Source organism: Nitrospirillum bahiense (assembly GCF_007828025.1).
Lineage (GTDB): Bacteria > Pseudomonadota > Alphaproteobacteria > Azospirillales > Azospirillaceae > Nitrospirillum > Nitrospirillum amazonense.
On the sequence record NZ_VITO01000034.1, the window covers coordinates 1 to 23,354 of the forward strand.

The window sequence follows — 23,354 nt, forward strand, 5'->3', positions numbered from 1 at the left end:
CTGACTGTCCGACGAAAAAAGGCATCCTGGAATGTCGACTACCTCGAAACCGTCATACGACAACGGGGGTGAGGCACTTCAAGCGATTCCCCTGCGGGCGGTCCCCTCAACTCCGCCCCCTCACTTCCGACCCTTCACTTCCGTCTGCGCCGCAGGCGGGCCAGGAAGTCGGAAATGACGACGCCGCGCAGGGCCACCACAGCAAGGCCGTAGACCATCAGGCCCGCCGTCACCAGCACCGCCAGCGCCGGCACGCGCACCCAGACGCTATCGACGAAATACGGATCCAGCACCGCCGCCAGGGGGATCAGGCAGCCCGCCATGACCAGGCTGGCCGCCAGGATGCGCGGCGCCCGGGTCAGCAGCTGGCGGTCCAGCCGCAGCCAGCCGCGCCGGGCCAGCGATAGGGCCAGCAGGCTGATGTTGCCCCAGGCGGTGATGGTGCTGGCGAGCGCGATGCCGACATGGGCCAGCGGCGTGTACAGCGCCAGCACCGTGGCCAGGACCATGTTGCCCACCAGGGTGGCGATGGCGATGCGCATGGGGGTGCGCGTGTCCTGGTGGGCGAAATAGATGGCGGTCAGCACCTTGGACGCGACATAGGCCGGGATGCCGGGGGCGTAGACGGCCAGGGCCAGGGCGGTCTGGTGCGCCTCCGCCAGGCCGAAGCGGCCGCCATGGAACAGCGCCTTGTAGATGGGCTCCGGCACCAGGCCCAGGGCGAAGGCCGCCGGCAGGGCCAGCAGCAGACCGAACTCGATACCCCGGCTGACATGGTGGTCGATGGCCTCCCGCTCCCCACCCTGGACATGCCGGGACAGGGTGGGCAGCAGGGCGGTGCCGATGGCGATGCCGATGACGCCCAGCGGCAGCTGGTTCAGGCGGTCGGCATAATAAAGGTAGGAGATGGAGCCCGAAGGCAGCAGCGACGCCACGTGGGTGCCGATGATCAGGTTGATCTGGATGACACTGGCGCTGATGGCGCCCGGCACCATCTGGCGGAACAGGCGCCTCAAATCCGGCGTCAGGCGCGGCCAGGTCAGGCGCAGCGACACCCCCGCCCGATGGCAGGACACCGCCAGCCAGATCATCTGCACCATGCCGGAAATGGTCAGGCCCCAGGCCTGGCCCAAATTGGCCTCCAGATGCAGCCAGACGGTGCAGCCCAGGGCCGCGATCATGCAGATGTTGAAGGCGATGGGCGCCGCCGCCCCCGGCGCGAAGCGGCCCAGCGCGTTCAGCACGCCGGTCTGCAGGGCGGTGATGGAGATGAACATCAGGTAGGGGAAGGTGATGCGCCCAAGCTCCACCAGCCGGGAAAAGTGTTCCGGCTGGTCGGCGTAACCGCTGGCCAGGCCCAGCATCACCCAGGGCATGGCCATCATCACCAATGCTGTGATGGGCAGCAGCACCAGCACCATGAAGGACAGCGCCTGGTCGGCGAACTGGTCCGCCGGCCCCCGCCCCCGCGCCTTCAGATCGGCCGAGTACATGGGCACGAAGCTGACGGTGAAGGCCCCTTCCGCGAACATGGAGCGGAAGTAATTGGGCAGGCGCTGCGCCACGATGAAGATGTCGGCCGACACCCCCGCCCCCAGCACCCAGGCGGTCAGCAGGTCACGGACGAACCCGCCGACGCGGGAGATGAGGGTGAGGCCGCCAACGGTGGCGGTAGCGCGCGCGAAGCTCATGGGCGCGGAGTATATGAAAACTGGCGAAGGTGCCAGTTTTCATGCTCCCTCAGGCGCCGGGCGCCGGCATCCGCCGGCTTGGCTTCCTCACTTTCCAGTCCGCTGACGCTCCCCGAAAAGCTCCGGTGGCCCCGGTCGGGGCCTGTTGGAAAAAGAGACACCGTCTGGAGAGCCTCACTCAGCCGCCGCCGCGGTGCGGCGCCGGGCGGCCGGCTTGGCCTTGGGCTGTTCCGCCGCTGGATCGGGATCGTCCAGAACAGCCAGCAGTTCCTTGCGGATCTGGGTCAGCTTGGCCTCGTGCGCCACCTTCAGGCCGAAAATGTCCTTCACATAGAACACGTCGACCGCCGCGTTGCCGTAGGTCGAGATCTTGGCGGACGCGATCTGCAGGTTCAGCGCCGTCAGCGCTCGGGTCAGGTCATACAGCAGGCCCGGCCGGTCACGGCCGTTGACCTCGATGACGGTGTAGCCGGCGCTGGCCTTGTTATCGACCAGCACGCGCGGCGGCACGCGGAACACGCGCGTGCGCGACGGCAGGGGCGAGGCGCGCTTGGCCAACTCCGGCGCCAGCTTGATGTCGCCGGCCAGCGCCTTTTCCACCGAGGACTTCAGGCGCGTGCGCTTTTCCCCACTGTCGAAGCGGGCGCCGCTGGGTCCCGCCCCCTGCAGCGAGAAGACGTCCAGCGCCATGCCGTTGGTCATGGTGGTGATGCGGGCGTCGACGATGTCGCCGCCGGCCAGCGCCATGGCCCCCGCCAGGCGGGAGAACAGGCCGGCATGGTCGGCGGTGTAGATCGTCACCTCCGTCACCGAGCGGCCGGGGTCGTAACGGGTCTCGATGGTCAGCGGCGCCTGCCTGGTTTCCGCGTCGTGGATCAGGCGGGCGTGCTGGGCCAGGGTGGGCGGGTCGAAGGCCAGCCAGTAGTTGGGATAGCCTAGGGCCAGGTGATGGTCGATGTCGGCCGGGGTCCAGTCGGGCAGCTGCGCGCGCAGAGCCGCTTGCGCGTTCGCGATGCGCGCCTCGCGGCCATCGGCGCCAACGACGCCGCCGGACATCATTTCCTCCGCCCGCCAGTACAGCTGGCGCAGCAGCGTGGCCTTCCAGTTGTTCCAGCGGCCGGGGCCCACGGCGCGGATGTCGGCCACGGTCAGGACCAGCAGCAGCTTCAGGCGTTCCGGCGATTTCACGATGTCGATGAAGTCGCGGATGGTCTTCTCGTCATCCAGGTCTCGCTTGAAGGCGACGATGGACATGGTCAGGTGCTGGCGCACCAGCCAGGCCACCGTCTCCGTCTCCTCTTCCGTCATGCCCAGGCGCGGACACAGCTTTTCCGCCACCTTGGCGCCCAGGATGGAATGGTCGCCGCCCCGGCCCTTGGCCACGTCGTGCAGCAGCAGGGCCACCGACAGGGCGCGCTTGGAGCTGAGGGTGTGGATGACCTCGCAGGCCAGCGGCACCTCGTCCTTCAGGTTGCCCTTTTCGATGTCGTGCAGGATGCCCATGGCGAACAGCGTGTGCTCGTCCACCGTGAACATGTGGTACATGTCGTATTGCATCTGCGCCACGACCCGGCCGAAATCCGGCAGGAAACGGCCCAGCACCCCGGCCTCGTTCATGCGGCGCAGCGTGACCTCGGGATCCTTGCGCGAGCCCAGGATTTCCAGGAACAGCCGATTGGCCTCCGGATCGTTGCGCACCTTGGGACCCAGGGTGGAGATGGAACGCGCGAGCGCCCGCAGCGCCTTGGGATGGATGTCCAGGTTGTGCCACTGCGCCACGCGGAACAGGCGCACCATGTCCACCGGCTTGTCGCGGAAGTGCCGCTCGTCGCGGATGCTGAGGCGGCCGTTGTCGATGACGAAGCCTTCCAGCTCGCTGGGCTTCAGGCGCCGCAGGAAGGCGAAGCGCGGCGGTCGCTGGCTTTCCTGTTCCAGGGTGGCGCACAGGATGCGGGTGAGATCCCCCACGTCCTTGGCCATCAGGAAATAGTGCTTCATGAAGCGTTCGACGTCGCTGGTGCCGGCGTGGTCGGTGTAGCCCAGCCGCCGCGCCATCTCACCCTGCACGTCGAAGGTCAGGCGATCCTCGCCCCGGCCGGTCAGGTAGTGCAGGTGGCAGCGGCAGGTCCACAGGAAGTTCTGCGCCTTGGCGAAGCGCTGCGCCTCCTCGGCCAGCAGCACGCCGTTGGCCACCAGGTCCTTCACCTTGTCGACCTGATAGACGTACTTGGCGATCCAAAACAGGGTCTGCAGGTCGCGCAGGCCGCCCTTGCCCTCCTTCACGTTCGGTTCCAGCACATAACGGCTGTCGCAGAACTTCAGGTGGCGGCTGTCGCGCTCGGCCAGCTTGGCCTCGATGAACGCGGGGCCGGTGTGGGCCACCACCTCCTTGGTGAAGCGCTTGCGGAACTCCGCGTACAGTTTGTCGTCACCGAAGAGGAAGCGGGCCTCCAGCAGGCTGGTGCGGATGGTGATGTCGGCCAGGGCCTGGCGCACGCATTCATCCACCGAACGCACGGCATGGCCGACCTTAAGCCCCATGTCCCACAGCAGGTAGAGGACGTATTCAACCACCTGCTCGATGCGCGGCGTGCGCTTGTAAGGCAGCAGAAACAACAGGTCGACGTCGGAGAAGGGCGCCATCTCCTTGCGGCCGTAGCCGCCGGTGGCCACCACGGCGAACTGCTCACCGCGCGTCGGGCCGGCGGTGGGGAAGACGCGGTGCAGGGCAAAGTCGGCCAGCGACACGACGATGGCGTCGGTCAGGGCCGTGGCCTCGCGCAGGCAAACCTCCCCCCGGCCGCCATTTTCCAGCCGGCGGCGGATGAGGGCACGTCCCTGGTCCAGCGTCTGGCGCATCAGGGCCAGGATGCCGGCGCGCAGGGCGTCCGGCCGCAGGTTGCCGTCCGCCAGGTTGGCCATGCGGGTGGTCAGCACCTCGGCCGTGGGCAGCGCCTCTGGCAAGGCGGTTTCATCCAGCGGGGCGGAGTCCGGATTGGTCAGGGCGGTTTTGGCGACAGGGGACATGGCGCGGCGAGTCTCTGACAAAGCCCGGCGGTTCGAGCCGGCCGGGCGGGCACCATCCAGGGTCGGGGCACCAGCACCGCGGCTCCCGGGACGGACCGGGAGTATGGCACAAACTTTTTCCCACGCATCACCCCATGCGCGGCCCGGCGCCTTCGCTAGCCGTTTGCCCCCGGACTCCTTTCCGGACCCAGGCGCTTTCTTGTCGATCACCGCGGCGTCATCGGCTCCCGATGTGCCTCCACCCCTGCCCATATGTCCCATGGCGGCCTCCCGGATCTTGTTGTTCCGTTTTCAGGCTTCAGGCTGACTTGGTCCTGACGCGCGCCCCTCCCTGTCTTCGGGCGCGCGCTTTACGCCGGTTTATCCCGCCCCCTCCATGCCCCGGCGCGGCAGCAGGCGCGGGACCAGCGACAAACGGCGGGCGTTGGCCGAGGCGGCGCGGTGGATGGGTGCCAGGCCCAGGCCGCCCAGGCGACTGGTGGCATGGCTGAAACGGGTGAAGGCGCCGGTGGCGGCGCGCAGGGTGGAGGTGACCAGGCGGCGCTCCGCCGTCACCCAGTCCCCCGGATGCCAGGATGACCAGGCGGCGCGGGCGAATTCGCCCAGCGCATCGACCTGGTGGTCGCGCCAGCGCCACCAGGCATCGTGGAAGGCGCGCATGCCCCCCACCAGGGCCAGGGCGGAGTCCGTGAAGGCCTCGACCTTTTCGCGGCCCATGCGTTCGAATTCGGGATTGGTGCCCAACGCCACCGGGTCGCCACCGGTCTGGGCCAGCAGGCCCAGCCGCGCGGTGATGGTGTGGGCTGAGGCGAAGGCGGTCTCATGCACCCGGGTCGCCACCCGGTCCAGTTCCACCTGGGCCCGTTTCAAATGCATGGCCTCCGGCGTGCCGGGAATGACCATGCCGATGCGCCCCTTGCCCGCCCTTTTGGCCGGACGCGGGGCGGTGGGGTAAGGGATATGCCGATCCGGCATGGTGAGCGCTCCCTTATGTTGCGCCGCGATAGTGCGCTGCAACATTATGGGAAACGCTTCGTCGCGTCCATAAAGTAAGTGGGAACCGGCCCTCGATCCAAAGTCTAAGCAACGCTAACGGGACCGGGCCCACGTCGCCACGCAGGTGGGCGGCCCACTCGGGGTGCCCACCTGGGAGTAGCGCCTCAGCCGGCGGCGGCGGCCAGACCGGCGGCCAGATCGTCGCGCAGGTCGTCCGCGTCCTCCAGCCCCACGGAGAAACGCAGGGTGCCGGGGCTGATGCCCACCTTGGCCTTTTCCTCATCGGTCAGGCGCTGGTGGGTGGTGGTGGCGTTGTGGGTGATCAGGCTCTTGGCGTCGCCCAGGTTGTTGGAGATCTTGATGATCTTCAGCGCGTTCAACAGGCGGAACGCCGCCGCCTTACCGCCCTTGACGTCGAAGGTGACCAGGGTGCCACCGGCTTTCATCTGGCGCATGGCCAGTTCATGCTGCGGGTGGCTGGGCAAGCCGGGGTACAGCACCGTCTCCACCGCCGGGTGGCTTTCCAGGAATTGGGCCAGCGCCAGGGCGGAAGCCGCCTGGGCATTGACGCGCAGTTCCAGCGTCTCCAGGCCCTTCAGCAGCACCCAGGCGTTGAAGGGGCTCATGGACGGGCCGGTGTGGCGCAGGACGGGGGAGATCAGGGCCGCCACCTCGTCATCGCACAGCACGGCACCGCCCAGGCAGCGGCCCTGGCCATCGATATGCTTGGTGGCGGAATAGACGACCACGTCGGCGCCCATGTCCTTGGGGCGCTGCAGCACCGGGGTGGCGAAGACGTTGTCGACCACCACGCGGGCGCCGGCCTTGTGCGCCAGGTCGGCCACGGCCGCCACGTCCACCACCTGCATGGTGGGGTTGCTGGGGCTTTCCAGGAAGACGACGGTGGCTGGGGTGGACAGCGCTTCCTCCCACTGCTTCAGGTCGGTGCCCTCCACCAAGGTGCACTGGATACCGTAGCGCGGCGCCAGATCCTTGATGATGTAGAGACAGGAGCCGAACAGCGCGTGCGGCGCCACCACCCGGTCGCCGGCCTTCAGCAGGCCCATGACCGCCAGATTGACGGCGGCCATGCCGCTGGCCGTGGCGATACAACGGGCGAAGCCCTCATAGCCGGCCAGCCGTTCCTCCAGCATGGCCACGGTGGGGTTGCGGAAGCGGGAATAGACGAAGCGCGAGCCGTCGTTGACGAAGGCGGCCTCGGCCTCCTCGGCACTGCCGTAGATGAAGCCCGAGGTGAGGAACAGCGCTTCGGAGGTTTCCTCGAAGCCGCTGCGGCGGGTGCCGCCGTGCACCAGCTGGGTGCGGGGGCGCAAGGTGGCCGGGGAACTGGGATTGTCAGGCGTCTGGCCCATGGCCGTCACTCCGATAAGGCAACCGCGACCGGCAAAGGGCGGCAGCGTGGTCGGTGTACCTTATGTACGGCCCGACCTTTTAGCAGCTTGTTTAACGTGGTCTGCAAGCCGGTCAGCAAATCACCACGGACTCTGGTTGTAGGCCGGCCCGCGGGGAAGCGTCAACGGCCACCTTGTCATCGCGACAATGCAGCCAGTTCCTGCTCAGCGAAGGCCTTCAAGATGGGTAGATCCACCTGGAGCGTTTTCCAGACCAGCGACGCCGCCACTTCTTCATAATCATGACGATAGATGTTTCCAGCCCCGGCTATCTGTTTCCACGGGATTTCCGGATGACTAGCCTTCATGCCTTCTGGCAGGCGCCGGGAAGCCTCAGAGATGATCTCCAAGCAACGGATCACGGCGTAGACCGTTTGCACATCATCCGCAAAGGCGTGATAGGGGCGGCCAGCGACGAACTGCTCGGCCAAGGCAATACGTCCCAGGATGTCCTCGAGCCACCGCGCGGAATCGCCCGCCTTAAAAGACATGAACGGCATCCCCTTCGGCCAAGGGTCGAACGAAGGATTTCAGCGCTCTCCGGTTGACCACGTCCACCGGCACGGGGAACAACCCCTCGATGGCCTGCTTGATACCGACATAATCGAAGATGCCGATCTGTGCATCGGGATCCAGGTCCACCATAATGTCGATGTCGCTGTCCGGGCCGTTATCGCCTCGGGCAACGGAGCCAAACAGGGTTGCGTGCAGAACTCCACGACGCCGAAGATCGGACTCGTGCGCACGCAATACGGCGATGACATCATCCCGGTTCATTGGCTGATCCTATCCTAGACGGTGGTAGGCTGCCAGAAGAGCATCTTAGATTCGAAGTGCGGCAGGGTGATGACCTTGAGCCAAGCAGCCGGACGGCTCCTTGGTACCTGCGGCCATAATGCCCGGTTGCCGGCCGGCCGCTTCCGTGCTAGTCCCGCGCGCGTCAGTCCGCGTCGGCGGAATAGCTGATTTGCTTTTACCGGGAGTCCCAGACCTATGTCCGATGAGACCAGCCTGAACGGCGCCGCCCCCAATGGGAGCACCGACGGCGGCAATGGCGCCACCGCCACTGAAGGCGCCGGCATGCTGCCGCTGGTGGTCAATGCCCAGTACGTCCGGGATCTGTCGTTCGAGAACCCGAACGCCCCGGCCAGCCTGATGAACGCCCAGCAGCCCAAGGTCGACCTGCAGGTCGACGTGCAGGCCCGCAACGTGGCGGAGAACGTGCACGAGGTGGCGCTGAACATCCGTGCCGAGGCCAGCCACGAGGGCCGCACCGCCTTCATCGTCGAGCTGTCGTACGCCGGCATCTTCTCCATGCCGCCCATGCCGCTGGACCAGACCCGCGCCGTGCTGCTGATCGAGGCGCCGCGCCTGCTGTTCCCCTTCGCCCGTTCCATCGTGTCGGATGCCGTTCGCGATGGCGGCTTCCCGCCGCTGATGCTGCAGCCCCTGGACTTCGTGGACCTCTATCGCCGCCAGGTGCTGGCGTCGGAGAAGCCGGAAGACATGGCCCAGGCCTGATCCACGGCCAGCCACTGATCAGGAGAGCCGCCCGGCGCCCCACGGCCCGGGCGGTTTTCTTTTGGGCTTTCAGCCGCGCGCCGCGCGAATAAGCGCGTCCACCGTCACGGCGTCGGCGCCGGCGGGTACGGCCGCCAGGGGCAGGCCGTGAGCGCCCAGGCTGGACAGGGTTTCAGCCGTGCCGGCCACCACATCCCAATCGCTGGTGCTGGCCTTCAGCGCGCCCTGCGCCTCGCGCGCCGTGGCGGCCAGCGTCACCTCCAGCCCCAGGGTTTCCAAGGCGCCGGCCAGACGGGCCAGCGCGCCACCCACCAGCAGAACCCGGAGGGTGGAGACGGGGCGCTTGCGTGGCACCCTGGCCACCAGCTGCCGCGCCTCTTCCGCTGCGGCCAGGATACGGGCGGCGAAGTCCTGTTCCTGCCCGCCGGCGGGCAGATCCGCCGCCAGCAGGGTGGAATAGCCGTGAATGGCCGTCAGCAGGTTGTTGAGGTCATGCAGGAAGGTGGCGGGAACCAGCCGGCCCTCGGCATCCCCCTTGCCGTCAGCTGGCAATACCCATCTCCACCGCGCGCATCACCGCCTGGGTGCGGTTCTTGGCCCCCAGCTTGCGGCAGATGCCCCGCACGTGCAGCTTCACCGTCACTTCTTCCAGTTCCAGCGAGCGCGCGATTTCTTTGTTGGAGCGGCCCTGCAGAAGATAGTCCAGCACCTCGCGCTCACGCCGGGTGAAGCTGGCGCCGTCGGCCGTGTCGGCGGTGTTGACATCGGCCGGGATGAACCGCTCACCCGCCAGCATGGTCTGGATGGCGGACAGCAATTCCGTGGCGCTCAGGGTCTTGGGCAGGAAGCCGACGGCGCCCCGGGTAAAGGCGCCCCGGATCTCATCCGGCCGGGCCAAGCCCGACATCAGCGCCACCTTCAGCAGGGGGAACTCGGTACGCACGCGCTGCAGGCCGTCCAGTCCGTTCATCCCCGGCATGCGCAGATCCAGGATCAGCAGGTCGATGGCCTTGTCCTGCCGCAGGGCGACGACGGCCTCATCCACGCTGGCGGCCCCTACGACGACCGCGCCCGGCGCCTGTCTTTCGATGTGGGACGACAACGCGTCGCGCACCAGACCATGGTCATCGGCAATCAGTAAGCGCATGTGAGACGACCCCCGCGGTTGCTCTATCCAAAAGGATAGACCAATAACCCCTGCTATTTGAACCTTTTTTCAGCGTTGGCAAGGGTTGCGCAAGCAGAAATTTCTTATCGAACGTAATGGAATGTGACTAGTTCTCAATTAAGCCGATGAAACCACGGAAAACCGTGGATCTTGGTTAATTCGCGGTTCATTTTCAAAACAGTGTTTTTACTGACAATAAAAAGGGCGCCACCGCACAGCAATGGCGCCCTTGATATCGATACTGGAATTCTTCTTACTGGTTCATGCTCTCGAAGAATTCGGAATTCTGCTTGCTCTGCTTGAGCTTGTCGATGAGGAATTCCACCGCATCGGTGGCCCCCATCGGGTTCAAGATACGGCGTAGGATCCACATCTTGGCCATGGTGCCCTTTTCCACCAGCAGCTCTTCCTTGCGAGTGCCCGACTTCTGGATGTCGATGGCCGGGAAGACGCGCTTGTCCGACAGCTTGCGGTCAAGGACGATTTCCGAGTTGCCGGTACCCTTGAACTCTTCGAAGATGACCTCGTCCATGCGCGAGCCGGTGTCGATCAGCGCGGTGGCGATGATGGTCAGGCTGCCGCCTTCCTCGATGTTGCGGGCGGCGCCGAAGAAGCGCTTGGGCCGCTGCAAGGCGTTGGCGTCCACACCGCCGGTCAGCACCTTGCCGGAAGACGGCACCACCGTGTTGTAGGCGCGGGCCAGGCGGGTGATGCTGTCCAGCAGGATGACGACGTCGCGCTTGTGCTCCACCAAGCGCTTGGCCTTCTCCAGCACCATCTCCGTCACCTGGACGTGGCGGGTCGCCGGCTCGTCGAAGGTGGAGCTGATGACCTCGCCCCGGACGGAGCGGGCCATGTCGGTCACTTCTTCCGGACGCTCATCGATCAGCAGGACGATGAGGTAGACCTCGGGATGGTTGGTGGCGATGGAGTGTGCGATGTTCTGCAACATCACCGTCTTGCCGGTACGGGGCGGCGCCACGATCAAGGCGCGCTGGCCCTTGCCCAGCGGGGCCACCAGGTCGATGACCCGGGTGGTCATGTCCTTCTTGTTGCGGACCGGATCCTCGATTTCCAGCTTCAGCCGCTCTTCCGGATAGAGCGGAGTGAGGTTGTCGAAGTTGATGCGGTGACGCACCTTGTCGGGGTGGTCGAAGTTGATCGAACCAACCTTCAGCAGGGCAAAATAGCGCTCACCATCCTTGGGTGAGCGGATCTGGCCTTCCACCGTGTCGCCGGTGCGCAGGCCGAAGCGGCGCACCTGGCTGGGGCTGACGTAGATGTCGTCGGGACCGGGCAGGTAGTTGCTCTCGGGCGAGCGCAGGAAACCGAATCCGTCCTGCAGAACCTCCAGCACGCCTTCGCCGAAGATCGGGACGTCGTTTTCGGCCAGCTGCTTCAGGATGGCGAACATCATGTCCTGCTTGCGCAGGGTGCCCGCGTTTTCGATCTGCAGCTCTTCCGCGAACGCCAGCAGCTCGGCGGGCGACTTGGCCTTTAACTCTTGGAGATTCATCTTCGTCCTGTCGAGAGCCCTGGGAGTGATGACGACGGCTTGGCCGCCGGCCCCAGACTCATGGAATAGGGTGTGTAGGGTGGAAGGATGGCATCACCAGGGAAAAAGAACGGCGACACCGGGAGGGGAAGTTCGGGGAAATTGGCCTCGCTGCGCCCATCCCGGGGAGGGGGGCGGGGATGCCTCACGAGTCAGGCGCCCGGATGACGGGGCGACTCGAGATCATCCCGACGTTACGGGCCTTGACCTGTTTCAGGATTAGTACAGGACCCGAGCCCAAGTCAAAGCAAAAAGACCCGGATGCCCCGGGCACATTCGATCTAGGACTAAATATCCCAGGTACACACTGGAACTTAAACGGGGTGCTAACAGGCCCGCACCCGTCATGGCCGGTTAGAACGGCCTGACGATGACCAGGATGACGATCAGGATCATCAGCAGGGTCGGCACCTCGTTGGCCATGCGGAAGAAGCGCGGGGATTTGGTGTTGCGATCCTCCGCGAACGCGCGGCGCCAGCGGGCCATGGCCATGTGCATGACGGTCATCAGCACCACCAGCGACAACTTCGCGTGCAGCCAGCCGGCCCCCTTCAGCAGTCCCGGATCCAAGGTGATCATGGCTAGGCCACAGGCCCAGGTCAGGATCATGGCCGGGTTCATGATGACGCGCAGCAGACGCCGCTCCATGACCTTGAAGGTCTCGGACTGGGCGGATCCGGCGGGCGCGTCGCAGTGGTAGACGAACAGCCGCGGCAGGTAGAAAAGCCCCGCCATCCAGGAAATGACGGCGATGACGTGGATGGCCTTGATCCAAAGGTACATGGGGATGCGCCCTGCCCTGTCTTTGAGGTCTTGGCGCCCCTTATGCCCCCGAGGCGGGCTGCGGGCAACCGGCTTTGCCGGCCGGGCAGAGGCGCAGGCCGGTGCCGCACATCACCGGCCCGCCGGCGGTGCGGATCAGCGCCTGGCGCACCAGGCCGGCCAAACCCAGGATGAAGGAGGGTTCCACGCCCACCGCCGGCACGCGCACAAAGTAGGGAACACCCACCTCCTTGGCCAGGTGGCGATACTCGTGCTCGATCTCCACCAGGGTTTCGGAGTGTTCGGAGACGAAGGCGATGGGAACCACCACCACCGGCACCCTGTCCTGGCCGGCGCGGCGGATCTCCTCATCCGTGGAGGGGCCGATCCACTTCATGGGGCCGACCCGGCTCTGGTAGCAGGAGACCCAATCAAGGTTCTCGATGCGCAGGGATTTCACCACCGCCTGGGCCGTGCGCTCGCACTGGAACTGATAAGGGTCGCCACCCTTCACCACCTTCTCCGGCAGGCCATGGGCGGAGAACAGGACGCGCGGCTTGCCGTGGGGGGCGGCCTCTTCCAGGCCGGCGCGGATCAGCTTGGCCATGGCGGCGACGAAGCCCGGCTCATCCGGATAGCAGCAGATGGAGCGTGAAGGCGCCTTCAGGCCCGCCGCCCTGGCGGCCCGCTGCCAATCCTTCAGGCTGGAGGCCGTGGTGGTGGTGGAGAATTGCGGGTAAAGGGGCAGCAGCACGACCTCATCCGGTTCCCAATCCTTCACGTCATGCGCCACAGCGTCGCTGAAGGGGTGCCAATAGCGCATGCTGACGAACACCCGCACGGTGCCCGCGTCCCACAACTGCTGCTCCAGCGCCTGGGCCTGGGCCTGGGTGTTGGGCAGCAGGGGCGAACCGCCACCCAGGGTCTGGTAAATGCCCTGGGCAACCTTGTCCCGCCGGCTGGAGATCAGGTGCGCCACCAACTGGCGGAAAGGGGCAGGCAGGCCAATGATGGCCGGATCCCGGAACAGGTTGTAGAGGAAGGGCCGCACCGCCTCCAGCCTGTCTGGCCCGCCGAGATTGAACAGGACGACGGCGATGCGGCGGGCGCGGGCGGCCTTGGGCGCCGCCTGGGTGTCGGGCGTGATCTCAGGAAGGGGCAGCGGGCTCATGGGGGCTCGGTAGCGGTCGGCGGGTCGTGTCGGCGCGGGCGGATACGGCCGCCCGCACGCCTTGGATCATCGGACGGAACAGATCATCCCTGATTTAAGGACGGCCATTCGTGAATCAAGCGGGCCAGTTCCGCGACATGCTCGGGCGGGGTCTGCTGCACAATGCCGTGGCCCAGGTTGAAGATGAAGGGTCCCTTGCCCAGTGTCGACAGGATGTCCGTGGCGGCACGGCGCAGCGCGTCGCCGCCAGCCACCAGGGCCAGGGGATCCAGGTTGCCCTGGACGGGCACGCGGCTCTGCAGGGCGCTGGCGGCCCAGTCCGGCGGAACACTGGTGTCGAGGCTTACGGCGTCCACCCCCGTCTGCTCCACATACGCCTGGATGCCGATGCCCGCCCCGCGCGGAAAGCCGATGACGGGCACCCCCGGATGCCTGTCCTTCAGGGCCCGCACGATGGCATGGGTGGGGGCGATGGACCAGCGGGCGAATTCCGCCGGGGCCAGCGCACCGGCCCAGCTGTCGAACAGCTGCACCACCTCCGCACCCGCCCGGATCTGGGCGGACAGGTGGGTGACGGTGGTCTCAACCAGCAAGTCGATCAGGCGCTGAAAACCCGCCGGATCCCGGTAAGCCCAGCCCTTGGCGTGCAGGAACTCCTTCGAGCCGGCCCCCTCGACCATATAGGTCGCGACCGTCCAGGGGCTGCCCGCGAAACCGATGAGCGTCACCGGATCCGGCAGCGCCGCCCGGATACGCCGGACAGCCTCATAGACCGGTTCCGCCCGCTCTTCCAGATGGGCGACGTCCAGGCGGTCCAGGCCAGCCTGGTCGCGGATGGGGTCCAGGCGTGGCCCCTCGCCTTCCGCGAACCACACCTTCTGCCCCAGGGCATGCGGTAGGATCAGGATGTCGGAGAACAGGATCGCGGCGTCCATGCCATAACGCCGGATGGGCTGCAGCGTCACTTCTGTCGCCAGATCCGGCTTCAGGCACAGATCCAGGAAGCCACCGGCCTGGGCCCGCACCTCGCGGTATTCGGGCAGGTAGCGGCCGGCCTGGCGCATCAGCCAGAAGGGCGGACGGGGGGCGGTCTCACCCTTCAGGGTACGCAACAGCAGGCGGTCCGGCCGGCTTTGGGGCTGGATCTGGGACAAGGCGGTCTCCATAGGGGCGCCGGCGCGCTGGCGGCCGGGCCCGACGTTTTCCCACAGGCCCCTTTTTCTACTCTGATCTAATTTGAAAAAGGAATGGGGTGGTAGTTGGCCCTGTGGATAACGGGAATTCAAGATCATCCGTATTTCATCCACAGCGTTCACGGGATCCCGCACCGGCTCTTCGGGATGTGGATGATGTTGCGGGGTTTCTGGTCAGAGCCTTGGAATGTTATAGATTCCATAAGGTCTGGGGATCCTGGGGATAAGTGGGCGGCGGCGGTCATCGCCCCCGGTTGTTCCAAGGGGTGACGGACCTTTATCCCGATGCGGGATTCCCTCTGCGCGGGATCCCAGGAAGCCTGTATGGAAAGGAAACGGGATCCCGAAACGACGGATTTTTCCCGGATTGTCCGCCGGTTTTCCCCAGATCCAGTCCACAGGTATCCAGTCCACAGGTATCCAGTCCACAGGTATCCAGTCCACAGGTATCCAGTCCACAGGTATCCAGTCCGCATCTTCCCAGACTGCCCCCTATGTCCGTTGCCGGAGCGACGCCCTTGCCCCAGACGCCCCAAACCAAGGAATTCCACCTGCACCTGGTGTCCGACGCCACCGGCGAGACCATCAATTCCGTGGCGCGCGCCTGCGTCTCACAGTTCGACCATGTCGAACCCATCGAGCATTTCTGGAACCTGGTCCGCACCGACCGGCAGCTGGAAATGGTGATCGACGGCATCCGCGATAATCCGGGGCTGGTCATGTTCACCCTGGTGAACGAGCGCCTGCGCCGGCGCCTGCAGGACACCTGCCGGGAGATCGGCATTCCCTGTGTGCCGGTGCTGGACCACCTGATCAATTCGCTGGCCGCCTACCTCGGCTTGGAAAGCCAGAGCCAGCCGGGCCGCCAGCATGCCCTGGACGCGGAGTATTTCAGCCGCATCGACGCCATGGATTTCGCCCTGGGCCATGACGACGGCCAGACGGCGTGGGAACTGCATCAGGCCGACGTCATTCTGGTGGGCGTTTCACGCACCTCCAAGACGCCGACCTGCATCTATCTGGCAAACCGCGGCATCAAGGCGGCCAACATTCCCTTCGTCCCCGGTTGCCCCCTGCCGCCTGAACTGGACCAGGTGTCGCGCCCGCTGGTGGTGGGCCTGACCAAGGACCCGGAGCGGCTGATCCAGATCCGCCGCAACCGCCTGCGGCTGTTGAACCAGGGAGAGGAAACCAGCTACGTCGATCCCGAACAGGTGCGGTCGGAACTGTCGGAGGCGCGGCGGCTGTACAGCCGCAAGGGCTGGCCCGTCATCGATGTCACCCGCCGGTCCATCGAGGAGACGGCGGCCGAGATCCTCATGCTGCTGGCCCGCCGCCGCCCGGCGGGGGCCGAGCCTATCAATCCGGTGGGGGAACCGGCTGAAGGTCCGCGCCTGTCCCCCCGCCCGCCTCATTCCGGAATGTGAGTTTCCTGCATGTCGTCTGAAGATTTCCCGCCGGTCTTGTCCACACAACCGGTGGTGCTGGCGTCCGGCAGCCGGACGCGCCTGTCCCTGCTGCGCGGTGCAGGGCTGGAGGTGGTGGCCCACCGGCCCGGCGTGGACGAGGAAGAAGTCAAGCTGTCGTGCAAGGCGGGCGGCCTTACGGTGGAGGAAACGGCGGAGGCCTTGGCGGAGCTGAAGGCGTCGCGCGTGGCTGCCAAGGTGCCGGGCGCCTATGTCATCGGCGCCGACCAGATGCTGGAGTGCGAAGGCCGCTGGTTCGACAAGCCGGAGGATCGCGCCGGTGCCGCCGAACAGCTGCGCGCCCTGTCCGGTCGCACCCACCGCCTGGTGACCACCGCTGTGCTGTTCCACAACAACAGCCGTGTCTGGCACCAGACCGACCAAGCCAAGCTGACCATGCGCAGCCTGAGCGATGACTTCATCGAGCGCTATCTGGATGCCGCCGGCGACGCCGTGCTGACCTCCGTCGGCGGTTATCAGCTGGAGGCTTTGGGCGCCCAGCTGTTCACCCGCGTGGCCGGCGACCATTTCACCATCCTGGGCCTGCCGCTGCTGCCCCTGCTGGGCTTCCTGCGCGTGCGGGGCGTGTTGCCGTCATGAGCATCACCGGTAAGGCGCGCGTGGCCGGTGTCATGGGCTGGCCGGTGGGGCACAGCCGCAGCCCGCGCCTGCACGGGCATTGGCTGGCGGAGTACGCCATCGATGGCGCCTACGTGCCGCTGGCGGTGCCACCGGACCGGATCGAGCAAGCCTTGCGCGCCCTGCCTGCGCTGGGCCTTGTGGGCTGCAACGTCACGGTGCCGCATAAGGAGGCGGCGTTCCGCATCATGGACCGGGTGGACCAGACCGCCCGCCGCATGGGGGCTGTCAACACCGTCATCGTTCATGCCGACGGCACGCTGGAAGGCCGCAACACCGATGGCTTTGGCTTCCTGGAGAACCTGAAGGCCGGCGCGCCCGCCTGGACGGCAGGCCGGGGCCCAGTGGTCATCGTCGGCGCGGGCGGTGCCGCACGGTCGCTGGTGGTGGCGCTGGCCGACGCCGGCGTGCCGGAAATCCGCCTGGTGAACCGTACGTTCGCCCGGGCGCAAGAGCTGGCGGCGGATCTGGGCCCGGGTGTCCCCTGCCCGGTGACGGCGGTGGCATGGGAGGAACGGGGGGAGGCCCTGGCCGGCGCCCAGCTGCTGGCCAACGCCACCACCCAGGGCATGGTGGGCCATCCACCCCTGGATTTGACGCTGGACGCCCTGCCGCGTGAGGCGGTGGTGACCGACATCGTTTATACGCCCGTGGAAACCCCCCTGCTGGCGGCGGCCAAGGCCCGGGGCCATGTCACGGTGGACGGCCGGGGCATGCTGCTGCACCAGGGCCGGCCGGGGTTCGAGGCCTGGTTCGGCCGGGCGCCGCAGGTGACGGACGCCCTTTACGCCGCCGTCTTCGGGGACTGAACAGCGCATGGTGGTGTCCCGATGATAGTGCTGGGCCTCACTGGGTCGATCGGCATGGGCAAATCCACGGCGGCGGCGATGCTGCGCCGGCTGGGCTGCCCCGTGCACGACAGCGATGCCACGGTGCATCGCCTGTATGCCCAGGGCGGCGCGGCGGTGGGCCCTATCGGCCGGGCGTTCCCGGGAGTGGTGCGTGATGGTGCGGTGGACCGGCAGCTGCTATCGGTGGAAGTCATGGGCAACACCCCGGCCCTGAAGCGGCTGGAGGCCATCGTTCATCCCCTGGTGGGTCAGGCGCGCGATCGTTTCCTGCGCCGTGCCGCCGCCAGTGGCGCCAAGGTGGCCGTGCTGGACGTGCCGCTGCTGTTCGAGACCGGCGGGCAGGCGCATTGCGACCGGGTGGCCGTCGTTTCCGCCCCCCGCAGCCTGCAGCGCGCCCGGGTGCTGGCCCGGCCGGGCATGAGCCCGGGCAAGCTGGACGCCATCCTGCGCCGGCAGATGCCGGATGCCGAGAAGCGGCGGCGGGCGGATTTCGTCGTGCCCACGGGTCTGGGCCGCGCGCTGACCTTGCGGCGGCTGGCTGGCATCGTCACACTGCTGTCCGGACAGCGCGGCCGGGTGTGGCCGCCCCGCCCCCGTCCGTCATCGATCCGTAGAGCCAGGTAACCCGTTCCCATGCGTGAAATCGTTCTCGATACCGAAACCACCGGCGTGAATGCCTTGAGCGGCGACCGCGTGGTGGAAATCGGCTGCGTGGAACTGCTGAACCACGTGGCCACCGGCAACAGCTGGCATGCCTACATCAACCCGGAACGGGACATGCCGGCGGAAGCGGAGGCGGTGCACGGCCTGTCGGCCGCCTTCCTCTCGGATAAGCCGGTGTTCGCCGCCGTGGCCGGCGACTTCCTGGACTTCATCCAGGACAGCCCGCTGATCATTCACAACGCCAGCTTCGACATGGGCTTCCTGAATGCCGAGTTCACGCGCCTGGGCCTGAAGACCATGCCCATGGCACGCTCGGTCGACACCGTGGCCATGGCGCGCAAGCGCTTCCCCGGCGCACCGGCCAGCCTGGATGCCCTGTGCCGCCGCTTCGGCATCGACAATTCCGGCCGCACCTACCACGGCGCGCTTCTCGACGCCCAACTGCTGGCTGAAGTCTATCTGGAGCTGATGGGCGGCCGGCAGCCTGATCTGGTGCTGGGCGCCACCGTCGTCAAGACGGCGGACGTGGGCCTGGTGGTGGTCGAGGAGACCCGAATCTTCCGCGCCCCCCGTCACCATGCCGCCTCGCCTGAGGAACTGGAGGCCCACGCCGCCTTCCTCAAGGCCATCAAGTCGCCGCTGTGGCTGGCGGGTGAGGAAACGGCGGCAGCGACCGCCGGCTGAGTCACCCAGTGTCCGCCCTTATTCGGCGTCCAATTGCGGCCAAAAATCCTCAGCCATGAACTGGCTGAACGTCCACGGACATGACTCGGGGAAACGGTTCTCCGGATACCCCGTCTCCACCGATGCCTGACGGTGCGCCCGGCGGTAAGCCGAGGTGATCGACACATCCAGCTGAGACTTGAGGCTGGGGTTGTCTGCCAAATGGTCCGTCAAGTCATCGCGGGCGTTGGCGATGGAAAGTCGCCAGGACGGACCTCGGTGGGCAGGCTGGAACTGCCATTTCAGGAGATGCAGCAGCAGGACCGTCAGGCGACTGACCAGCTCGCGCTTTTCGGTCCGGCCCATGCTCTCGATCTCCTCCGCGATGTGCGCGATGTCGGCGTCCGCCACCTTGCCGGCCCGCAGCAGAGCAGCCTGTTCCGTCGCCCAGGCGTAGAAGTCCTGGTCATAGAGGGAGTTTCGGGAATCAGGCATGGCGGATGCCTCCAATCATCTCAAGGCCACCCGCATCATAGCTGATCTTACGGCAGCAGCACCGTGGAACCGGTGGTGCGGCGGGCTTCCAGGGCGGTGTGGGCCTGGGCCGCGTCCTTCAGGGCAAAGGTCTGGCGTACGTCGATCTTCACCTTGCCGGACAGCACGGCGGTGAACAGGGCGTTGGCGCTGTCGCGCAGTTCCTTGGTGGTGGCGACGTAACCGCCCAGGGAGGGCCGGGTCAGGAACAGCGAGCCCTTGGTGTTCAGGATGCTGATATCGACGGCACCCACGGGGCCGGAGGCGTTGCCGAAGCTGACCATGGTGCCCAGGCGGCTGAGGCAATCCAGGCTTTGGTAGAAGGTGTCCTTGCCGATGCTGTCGTAGACGACGGGCACGCCCTGGCCGTCGGTGATCTGCTTCACCCGCTCCACGAAATTCTCGCGGGTGTAGACGATGGTGTGGTCGCAGCCGTGGGCACGGGCCAATTCGGCCTTCTCGTCGGAACCGACGGTGCCAATGACGGTGGCGCCCAGGGCCTTGGCCCACTGGCAGGCGATCAGCCCCACCCCGCCGGCGGCGGCGTGAAGCAGGATGGTCTGCCCAGGCTTCACCGGGAAGGTGCGATGCAGCAGGTAGTGCGCGGTCAGGCCCTGCAGCAGCATGGCCGCACCCGTCTGGTCGTCGATGCCGTCCGGCAGGTGGATCAGCCGCTCCGCCGGGTACAGCCGCGCCTCGGCATAGCCGCCAGTGCCCCCGGTGCAATAGCCGACACGGTCGCCGACCTTGAAGTCATAAACATCCGGCCCCACGGCCTCGACCACGCCGGCGGCCTCCATGCCCGGGATCAGGGGCAGCGGGTTCTTGTAGAGGCCGGTGCGGACATAGACGTCGATGTAGTTCAGGCCCACGGCCGTCTGGCGCAACCGGACTTGGCCGGGACCAGGTTCCCCCACCGTCACCTCCTCCCACTTCATCACTTCCGGACCGCCGGTCTGATGGATGCGGATGGCGTGGACCATGGTTGGCTCCTGATGGGGGGAACGCGGTGGACAGAATAGCCGAGGCGGCGGATGCCGCCGCCCGGCGCCTGAGGGAAAACGAGGGAAACGCTTAAGCCAGCGTCTCTTTCAGGAAGGTCGCCGTGCGCTGGTTGGCCAGGTCGGCCGCCTTGGCGTCGTAGTGTTCGCCACCCACGCGGGCGAAGGCGTGATCCTGCTCCGGGTAGACGTGCTGGACGATGAGGTGGTTGCCCTCGATGGCGGCGTTCACCTTGGCCCGGGTCTCGTCGGAGGAGAATTTGTCCTTGCCGGCGGTGTGCAGCATCAGCGGCTTGGTGATGGCGCTGACCTCGCCCAAGGCGCCGTCCAGGCCCACGCCGTAATAGCTGACGTTGGCGTCGGCGTCGGACCGGGTCGCCATCAGGAAGGCCAGCTTGCCGCCCAGGCAATAGCCCAGGGTGCCCACCTTGCCGCCCGTCGCCTCATGCCCGCGCAGGAAGTCCACGGTGGCGATCAGGTCCTCCACCCCGCTGGCTTCGCTGAAGCCGTTGTACAGCTGGAAGGCCCGCTGCCATTCGGCCTCGGTCTGGTCGGTCAGTTGCACGCCAGGTTCCTGGCGCCAGAACAGGTCGGGACAGATGGCGGTGTAGCCCAGGGCGGCGTAATGGTCGCACAGCGCGCGCATGCTGGCGTTGACGCCAAAAATCTCCTGGATCAGCACCAGGCCCGGGCCCTTGCCGCCGGCCGGGATCGCCAGGTACGCGTCGAAACTGCCGCCATCGGTGGCGTTGATCGTCACGGTGGTCATGCTGCGCTACCCCTTTGATTTGGTTGTCGAATGCTTGGTTAAAACACGCGTCGTTTCTTAATCGACCCATAGTAACGATTGGGCGGGGGCCTGTCACCGTGACGTCCGTCACTAGGACGCTATGGCACCTCACTGGCTGGAAGCGCTAGCGGCCAGCAGATCGGCTAGCGCTTCCGGCGTGGTCACGGGCAGGGAGCACCGCATGTCCTGACAGACATAGGCCGTGGCCCGGCCGTCCACCATGGCCTTGCCCGCCGCCGGATGCGGCTCCGGCAGATTTTGTCCCGGCGCCAGGCGGCTGACCACCAGTGTTGGGCGCGACTGGGCGCGCAGGACGGTGTTGAAGGGTTCCAGGTCGTCACCCTCGCCCACCAGCACGACATGCATGCCGTTCAGCAGCGTCTCGGCCATGTTGAGGAAGGTGGAGAGCGGGAAGAAGTTGCGGCCCAATTCACCGCTGAAGGCGGACATCAGGGTGTCGGCCAGGGCACGGTAGCGGTCCTGGCCGGTCAGCAGCCACAGGCGTGTGAGGTTGCCCAGTTGGGTGCCGTTGCCGGCGGGCACGGCGTTGTCATGGGCGTTGCGCGGGCGGATCAGCAGGTCGCCCACGTCGTCGGCGGTGGTGTAATAGCCGCCGTCCGCCTCATCCCAGAAATGACGGTCCAGGGTCTCCGTCCAGCGCGCGGCCTGATCCAGGAAGGCGAGGTCGCCGGTGATTTCATGCAGGGTCAGGGCGGCCTTCCCCATGTTGGCGTAGTCTTCCAGCAGGCCGGCGTGGCGGGCCCTGCCGCCGCGGCCGCTGTGGTACAGGCGATCCAGCCCGTCCGGGCCAGTATGGCCCAGGCTTGTTACAACATGGCGGTAGGCGTCAATGGCGGCCTCGATCCAGCCGGGTTGCTCGAAGACGAAGCCTGCACGGGCCAAGGCCGCGATCATCAGGCCGTTCCAGTCGGCCAGCACCTTGTCATCCCAGCCGGGGCGGATACGCAGCGCCCGGGCCTTCAGCAGGCGGGCGCGGGCATGGGCCAGGCGGTTTTCCTCCGCACTGCCCGGCGCCAGGGGCGTGCGCCGGTTCAGGATGGTATGGCCTTCCCAGTTGCCCAGCGCGGTCACGTCATAGTGGGCACAGAACAGCTCGGCATCCTGACCCAGCAGGCGGTCGATTTCCGCCTTGGTCCAGACGTAGAAGCGGCCCTCCTCCCCCTCGCTGTCGGCGTCCAGGGTGGCGCCGAAGGCACCGCCGGGCACCTTCATCTCGTTCAGCACCCAGCCCACGGCCTCGCGCACACGGACCTCCAGCAGGGGATCCCGTGTGCCCTGCCACACCTGGGTCATCAGCGCCACCAGCTGGGCGTTGTCGTACAGCATCTTCTCGAAGTGGGGGACCAGCCATTGCTCGTCCGTGGAATAGCGGGCGAAGCCGCCAGCCAAATGGTCGTAGATGCCGCCGTTGGCCATGTGGGTCAGGGTGGTGGTGACGGCGTCGCGCAGATCGGTACGGCCAGTGCGCAGGTACGCCCGCCACAGCAGGTCGAAGATGCTGGGTTGCGGGAACTTGGGCGCGCCGTTGATGCCGCCCAGGAAGGGGTCGACCTCACGCACCAGGCGGTCGGCCACGGCATTCAGGGCGCCCACCGTGACCGCCTCGCCCGGGTTGCCGCGCGATAGCCGGGCGAGTGCGTCACCGAGGGCCTTCACGTTGCGGCTGACCTTGCCGAGGTCTTGGGCGTAGGTATCGGCCACGCCCTGCAGCACATCAGGGAATCCGGGACGGCCATAGCGGCCACTTGGGGGGAAATAGGTGCCGCCCCAGAACGGCTCCCCCTTGGGTGTCAGGAACATGGTCAGCGGCCAGCCCCCCTGCTGGCCCAGCAGGGACAGCGCCTGCTGGTAGACCTGGTCCACATCGGGCCGTTCTTCCCGATCCACCTTGATGTTGATGAACAGGTCGTTCATCAGGGCGGATATGGCCTCATTCTCGAAGCTTTCATGGGCCATGACGTGGCACCAATGGCAGGCGGCATAGCCGACGGACAGCAGGACGGGCTTGCCCAGTGCCTGGGCCTCGGCGAAGGCCTCCGGCCCCCAGGCGCGCCAGTGGACGGGGTTGTCCTTATGCTGCAGCAGATAGGGGCTGGTCTCATGAATCAGCAGGTTCGCCGCCGCTTGTGTCGTATCCGATGCCGCCATGGGGGTCACGCTCTCCACAGAATGATGCGGTCGTTTAAGGACCAGTGCCGCTTTGCCCCCACTGTAGCCTCCGCTACAGTGA

The 23,354-nt window shown here is 66.6% G+C and carries 22 protein-coding genes and 1 riboswitch; of the genes, 6 read left to right on the top strand and 16 right to left on the bottom strand.

Annotation, left to right across the window (positions count from 1 at the left end; translation table 11 throughout):
* Positions 1-134 precede the first annotated feature (134 nt).
* From murJ to FBZ88_RS28970, 6 genes are all read right to left on the bottom strand, one after another.
* On the bottom strand, positions 135-1,691 hold the full coding sequence (gene murJ / locus FBZ88_RS28945; RefSeq protein ID WP_145620460.1) for a murein biosynthesis integral membrane protein MurJ: 1,557 nt from the start codon (positions 1,689-1,691) through the stop codon (positions 135-137).
* 174 nt (positions 1,692-1,865) lie between these two features.
* A complete protein-coding gene (locus tag FBZ88_RS28950; RefSeq protein ID WP_145620461.1) occupies positions 1,866-4,718 on the bottom strand; it encodes a [protein-PII] uridylyltransferase in 2,853 nt (950 codons plus the stop codon).
* A 360-nt stretch (positions 4,719-5,078) separates the two neighbouring features.
* The gene (locus tag FBZ88_RS28955; protein ID WP_050897889.1) at positions 5,079-5,693 is read right to left on the bottom strand and encodes a hypothetical protein; all 615 of its coding nucleotides are present in this window, start codon (positions 5,691-5,693) and stop codon (positions 5,079-5,081) included.
* A gap of 185 nt (positions 5,694-5,878) precedes the next feature.
* Positions 5,879-7,087: an O-succinylhomoserine sulfhydrylase gene (gene metZ / locus FBZ88_RS28960; protein ID WP_145620462.1), complete on the bottom strand. Its 1,209-nt coding sequence runs from the start codon at positions 7,085-7,087 to the stop codon at positions 5,879-5,881.
* 59 nt (positions 7,088-7,146) lie between these two features.
* Positions 7,147-7,224, bottom strand: a riboswitch (SAM riboswitch).
* 39 nt (positions 7,225-7,263) lie between these two features.
* Positions 7,264-7,617, bottom strand: a complete 354-nt coding sequence (locus FBZ88_RS28965) for a HepT-like ribonuclease domain-containing protein (RefSeq protein WP_145620463.1) — start codon at positions 7,615-7,617, stop codon at positions 7,264-7,266.
* A complete protein-coding gene (locus FBZ88_RS28970; RefSeq protein ID WP_145620464.1) occupies positions 7,607-7,903 on the bottom strand; it encodes a nucleotidyltransferase family protein in 297 nt (98 codons plus the stop codon). Before FBZ88_RS28970 ends, FBZ88_RS28965 begins: the two co-directional genes overlap by 11 nt.
* 216 nt (positions 7,904-8,119) lie before the next feature.
* Between FBZ88_RS28970 and secB the strand changes: the two genes are divergently transcribed.
* Positions 8,120-8,647 carry a protein-export chaperone SecB gene (secB, locus tag FBZ88_RS28975; RefSeq protein ID WP_050897888.1) on the top strand — a complete coding sequence of 176 codons (528 nt, stop codon included), beginning with the start codon at positions 8,120-8,122 and terminating at the stop codon, positions 8,645-8,647.
* 69 nt (positions 8,648-8,716) lie between these two features.
* Here secB and FBZ88_RS28980 read toward each other — a convergent pair whose 3' ends face one another.
* The 6 genes from FBZ88_RS28980 to hemE form a co-directional block, all read right to left on the bottom strand.
* Positions 8,717-9,199 (bottom strand): hypothetical protein, encoded by a 483-nt coding sequence (locus tag FBZ88_RS28980; RefSeq protein ID WP_145620465.1) that lies wholly within the window; start codon positions 9,197-9,199, stop codon positions 8,717-8,719.
* The gene (locus tag FBZ88_RS28985; RefSeq protein WP_088870425.1) at positions 9,189-9,794 is read right to left on the bottom strand and encodes a response regulator; all 606 of its coding nucleotides are present in this window, start codon (positions 9,792-9,794) and stop codon (positions 9,189-9,191) included. Before FBZ88_RS28985 ends, FBZ88_RS28980 begins: the two co-directional genes overlap by 11 nt.
* A 274-nt stretch (positions 9,795-10,068) precedes the next feature.
* Positions 10,069-11,331, bottom strand: coding sequence for a transcription termination factor Rho (gene rho, locus FBZ88_RS28990; RefSeq protein WP_004271485.1), 1,263 nt, complete (start codon positions 11,329-11,331; stop codon positions 10,069-10,071).
* Positions 11,332-11,724: 393 nt separating this feature from the next.
* Complete coding sequence (gene hemJ, locus FBZ88_RS28995) at positions 11,725-12,153, bottom strand: protoporphyrinogen oxidase HemJ (RefSeq protein WP_004271483.1); 429 nt, start codon at positions 12,151-12,153, stop codon at positions 11,725-11,727.
* Positions 12,154-12,193: 40 nt separating this feature from the next.
* Positions 12,194-13,303: a ferrochelatase gene (hemH, locus tag FBZ88_RS29000; RefSeq protein ID WP_145620466.1), complete on the bottom strand. Its 1,110-nt coding sequence runs from the start codon at positions 13,301-13,303 to the stop codon at positions 12,194-12,196.
* Between the two features lie 83 nt (positions 13,304-13,386).
* Positions 13,387-14,448, bottom strand: coding sequence for a uroporphyrinogen decarboxylase (gene hemE, locus FBZ88_RS29005; RefSeq protein ID WP_411861198.1), 1,062 nt, complete (start codon positions 14,446-14,448; stop codon positions 13,387-13,389).
* 542 nt (positions 14,449-14,990) lie between these two features.
* Here hemE and FBZ88_RS29015 point away from each other — a divergent pair.
* From FBZ88_RS29015 to dnaQ, 5 genes are read left to right on the top strand one after another with little or no spacing between them, the layout of a single operon-like run.
* Positions 14,991-15,923 (top strand): pyruvate, water dikinase regulatory protein, encoded by a 933-nt coding sequence (locus FBZ88_RS29015; protein WP_050897886.1) that lies wholly within the window; start codon positions 14,991-14,993, stop codon positions 15,921-15,923.
* Between the two features lie 9 nt (positions 15,924-15,932).
* The gene (locus tag FBZ88_RS29020; protein WP_145620470.1) at positions 15,933-16,562 is read left to right on the top strand and encodes a Maf family protein; all 630 of its coding nucleotides are present in this window, start codon (positions 15,933-15,935) and stop codon (positions 16,560-16,562) included.
* Positions 16,559-17,410 (top strand): shikimate dehydrogenase, encoded by an 852-nt coding sequence (locus FBZ88_RS29025; RefSeq protein WP_145620471.1) that lies wholly within the window; start codon positions 16,559-16,561, stop codon positions 17,408-17,410. The genes FBZ88_RS29020 and FBZ88_RS29025 overlap by 4 nt, the downstream gene beginning before the upstream one ends.
* 21 nt (positions 17,411-17,431) lie before the next feature.
* On the top strand, positions 17,432-18,076 hold the full coding sequence (coaE, locus tag FBZ88_RS29030; RefSeq protein ID WP_145620472.1) for a dephospho-CoA kinase: 645 nt from the start codon (positions 17,432-17,434) through the stop codon (positions 18,074-18,076).
* 9 nt (positions 18,077-18,085) lie between these two features.
* The gene (gene dnaQ, locus FBZ88_RS29035) at positions 18,086-18,799 is read left to right on the top strand and encodes a DNA polymerase III subunit epsilon (RefSeq protein ID WP_145620474.1); all 714 of its coding nucleotides are present in this window, start codon (positions 18,086-18,088) and stop codon (positions 18,797-18,799) included.
* A gap of 18 nt (positions 18,800-18,817) precedes the next feature.
* Here the strand turns inward: dnaQ and FBZ88_RS29040 are convergent, their stop codons facing one another.
* From FBZ88_RS29040 to FBZ88_RS29055, 4 genes are all read right to left on the bottom strand, one after another.
* Positions 18,818-19,273 (bottom strand): DUF29 domain-containing protein, encoded by a 456-nt coding sequence (locus FBZ88_RS29040; RefSeq protein WP_145620475.1) that lies wholly within the window; start codon positions 19,271-19,273, stop codon positions 18,818-18,820.
* A gap of 47 nt (positions 19,274-19,320) precedes the next feature.
* Entirely contained in the window at positions 19,321-20,295 is a 975-nt protein-coding gene (locus FBZ88_RS29045; RefSeq protein ID WP_145620476.1) for a quinone oxidoreductase family protein, read from the bottom strand.
* A 91-nt stretch (positions 20,296-20,386) separates the two neighbouring features.
* On the bottom strand, positions 20,387-21,082 hold the full coding sequence (locus tag FBZ88_RS29050) for a dienelactone hydrolase family protein (protein WP_145620477.1): 696 nt from the start codon (positions 21,080-21,082) through the stop codon (positions 20,387-20,389).
* 129 nt (positions 21,083-21,211) lie between these two features.
* The gene (locus tag FBZ88_RS29055; RefSeq protein ID WP_145620478.1) at positions 21,212-23,272 is read right to left on the bottom strand and encodes a thioredoxin domain-containing protein; all 2,061 of its coding nucleotides are present in this window, start codon (positions 23,270-23,272) and stop codon (positions 21,212-21,214) included.
* Positions 23,273-23,354 lie beyond the last annotated feature (82 nt).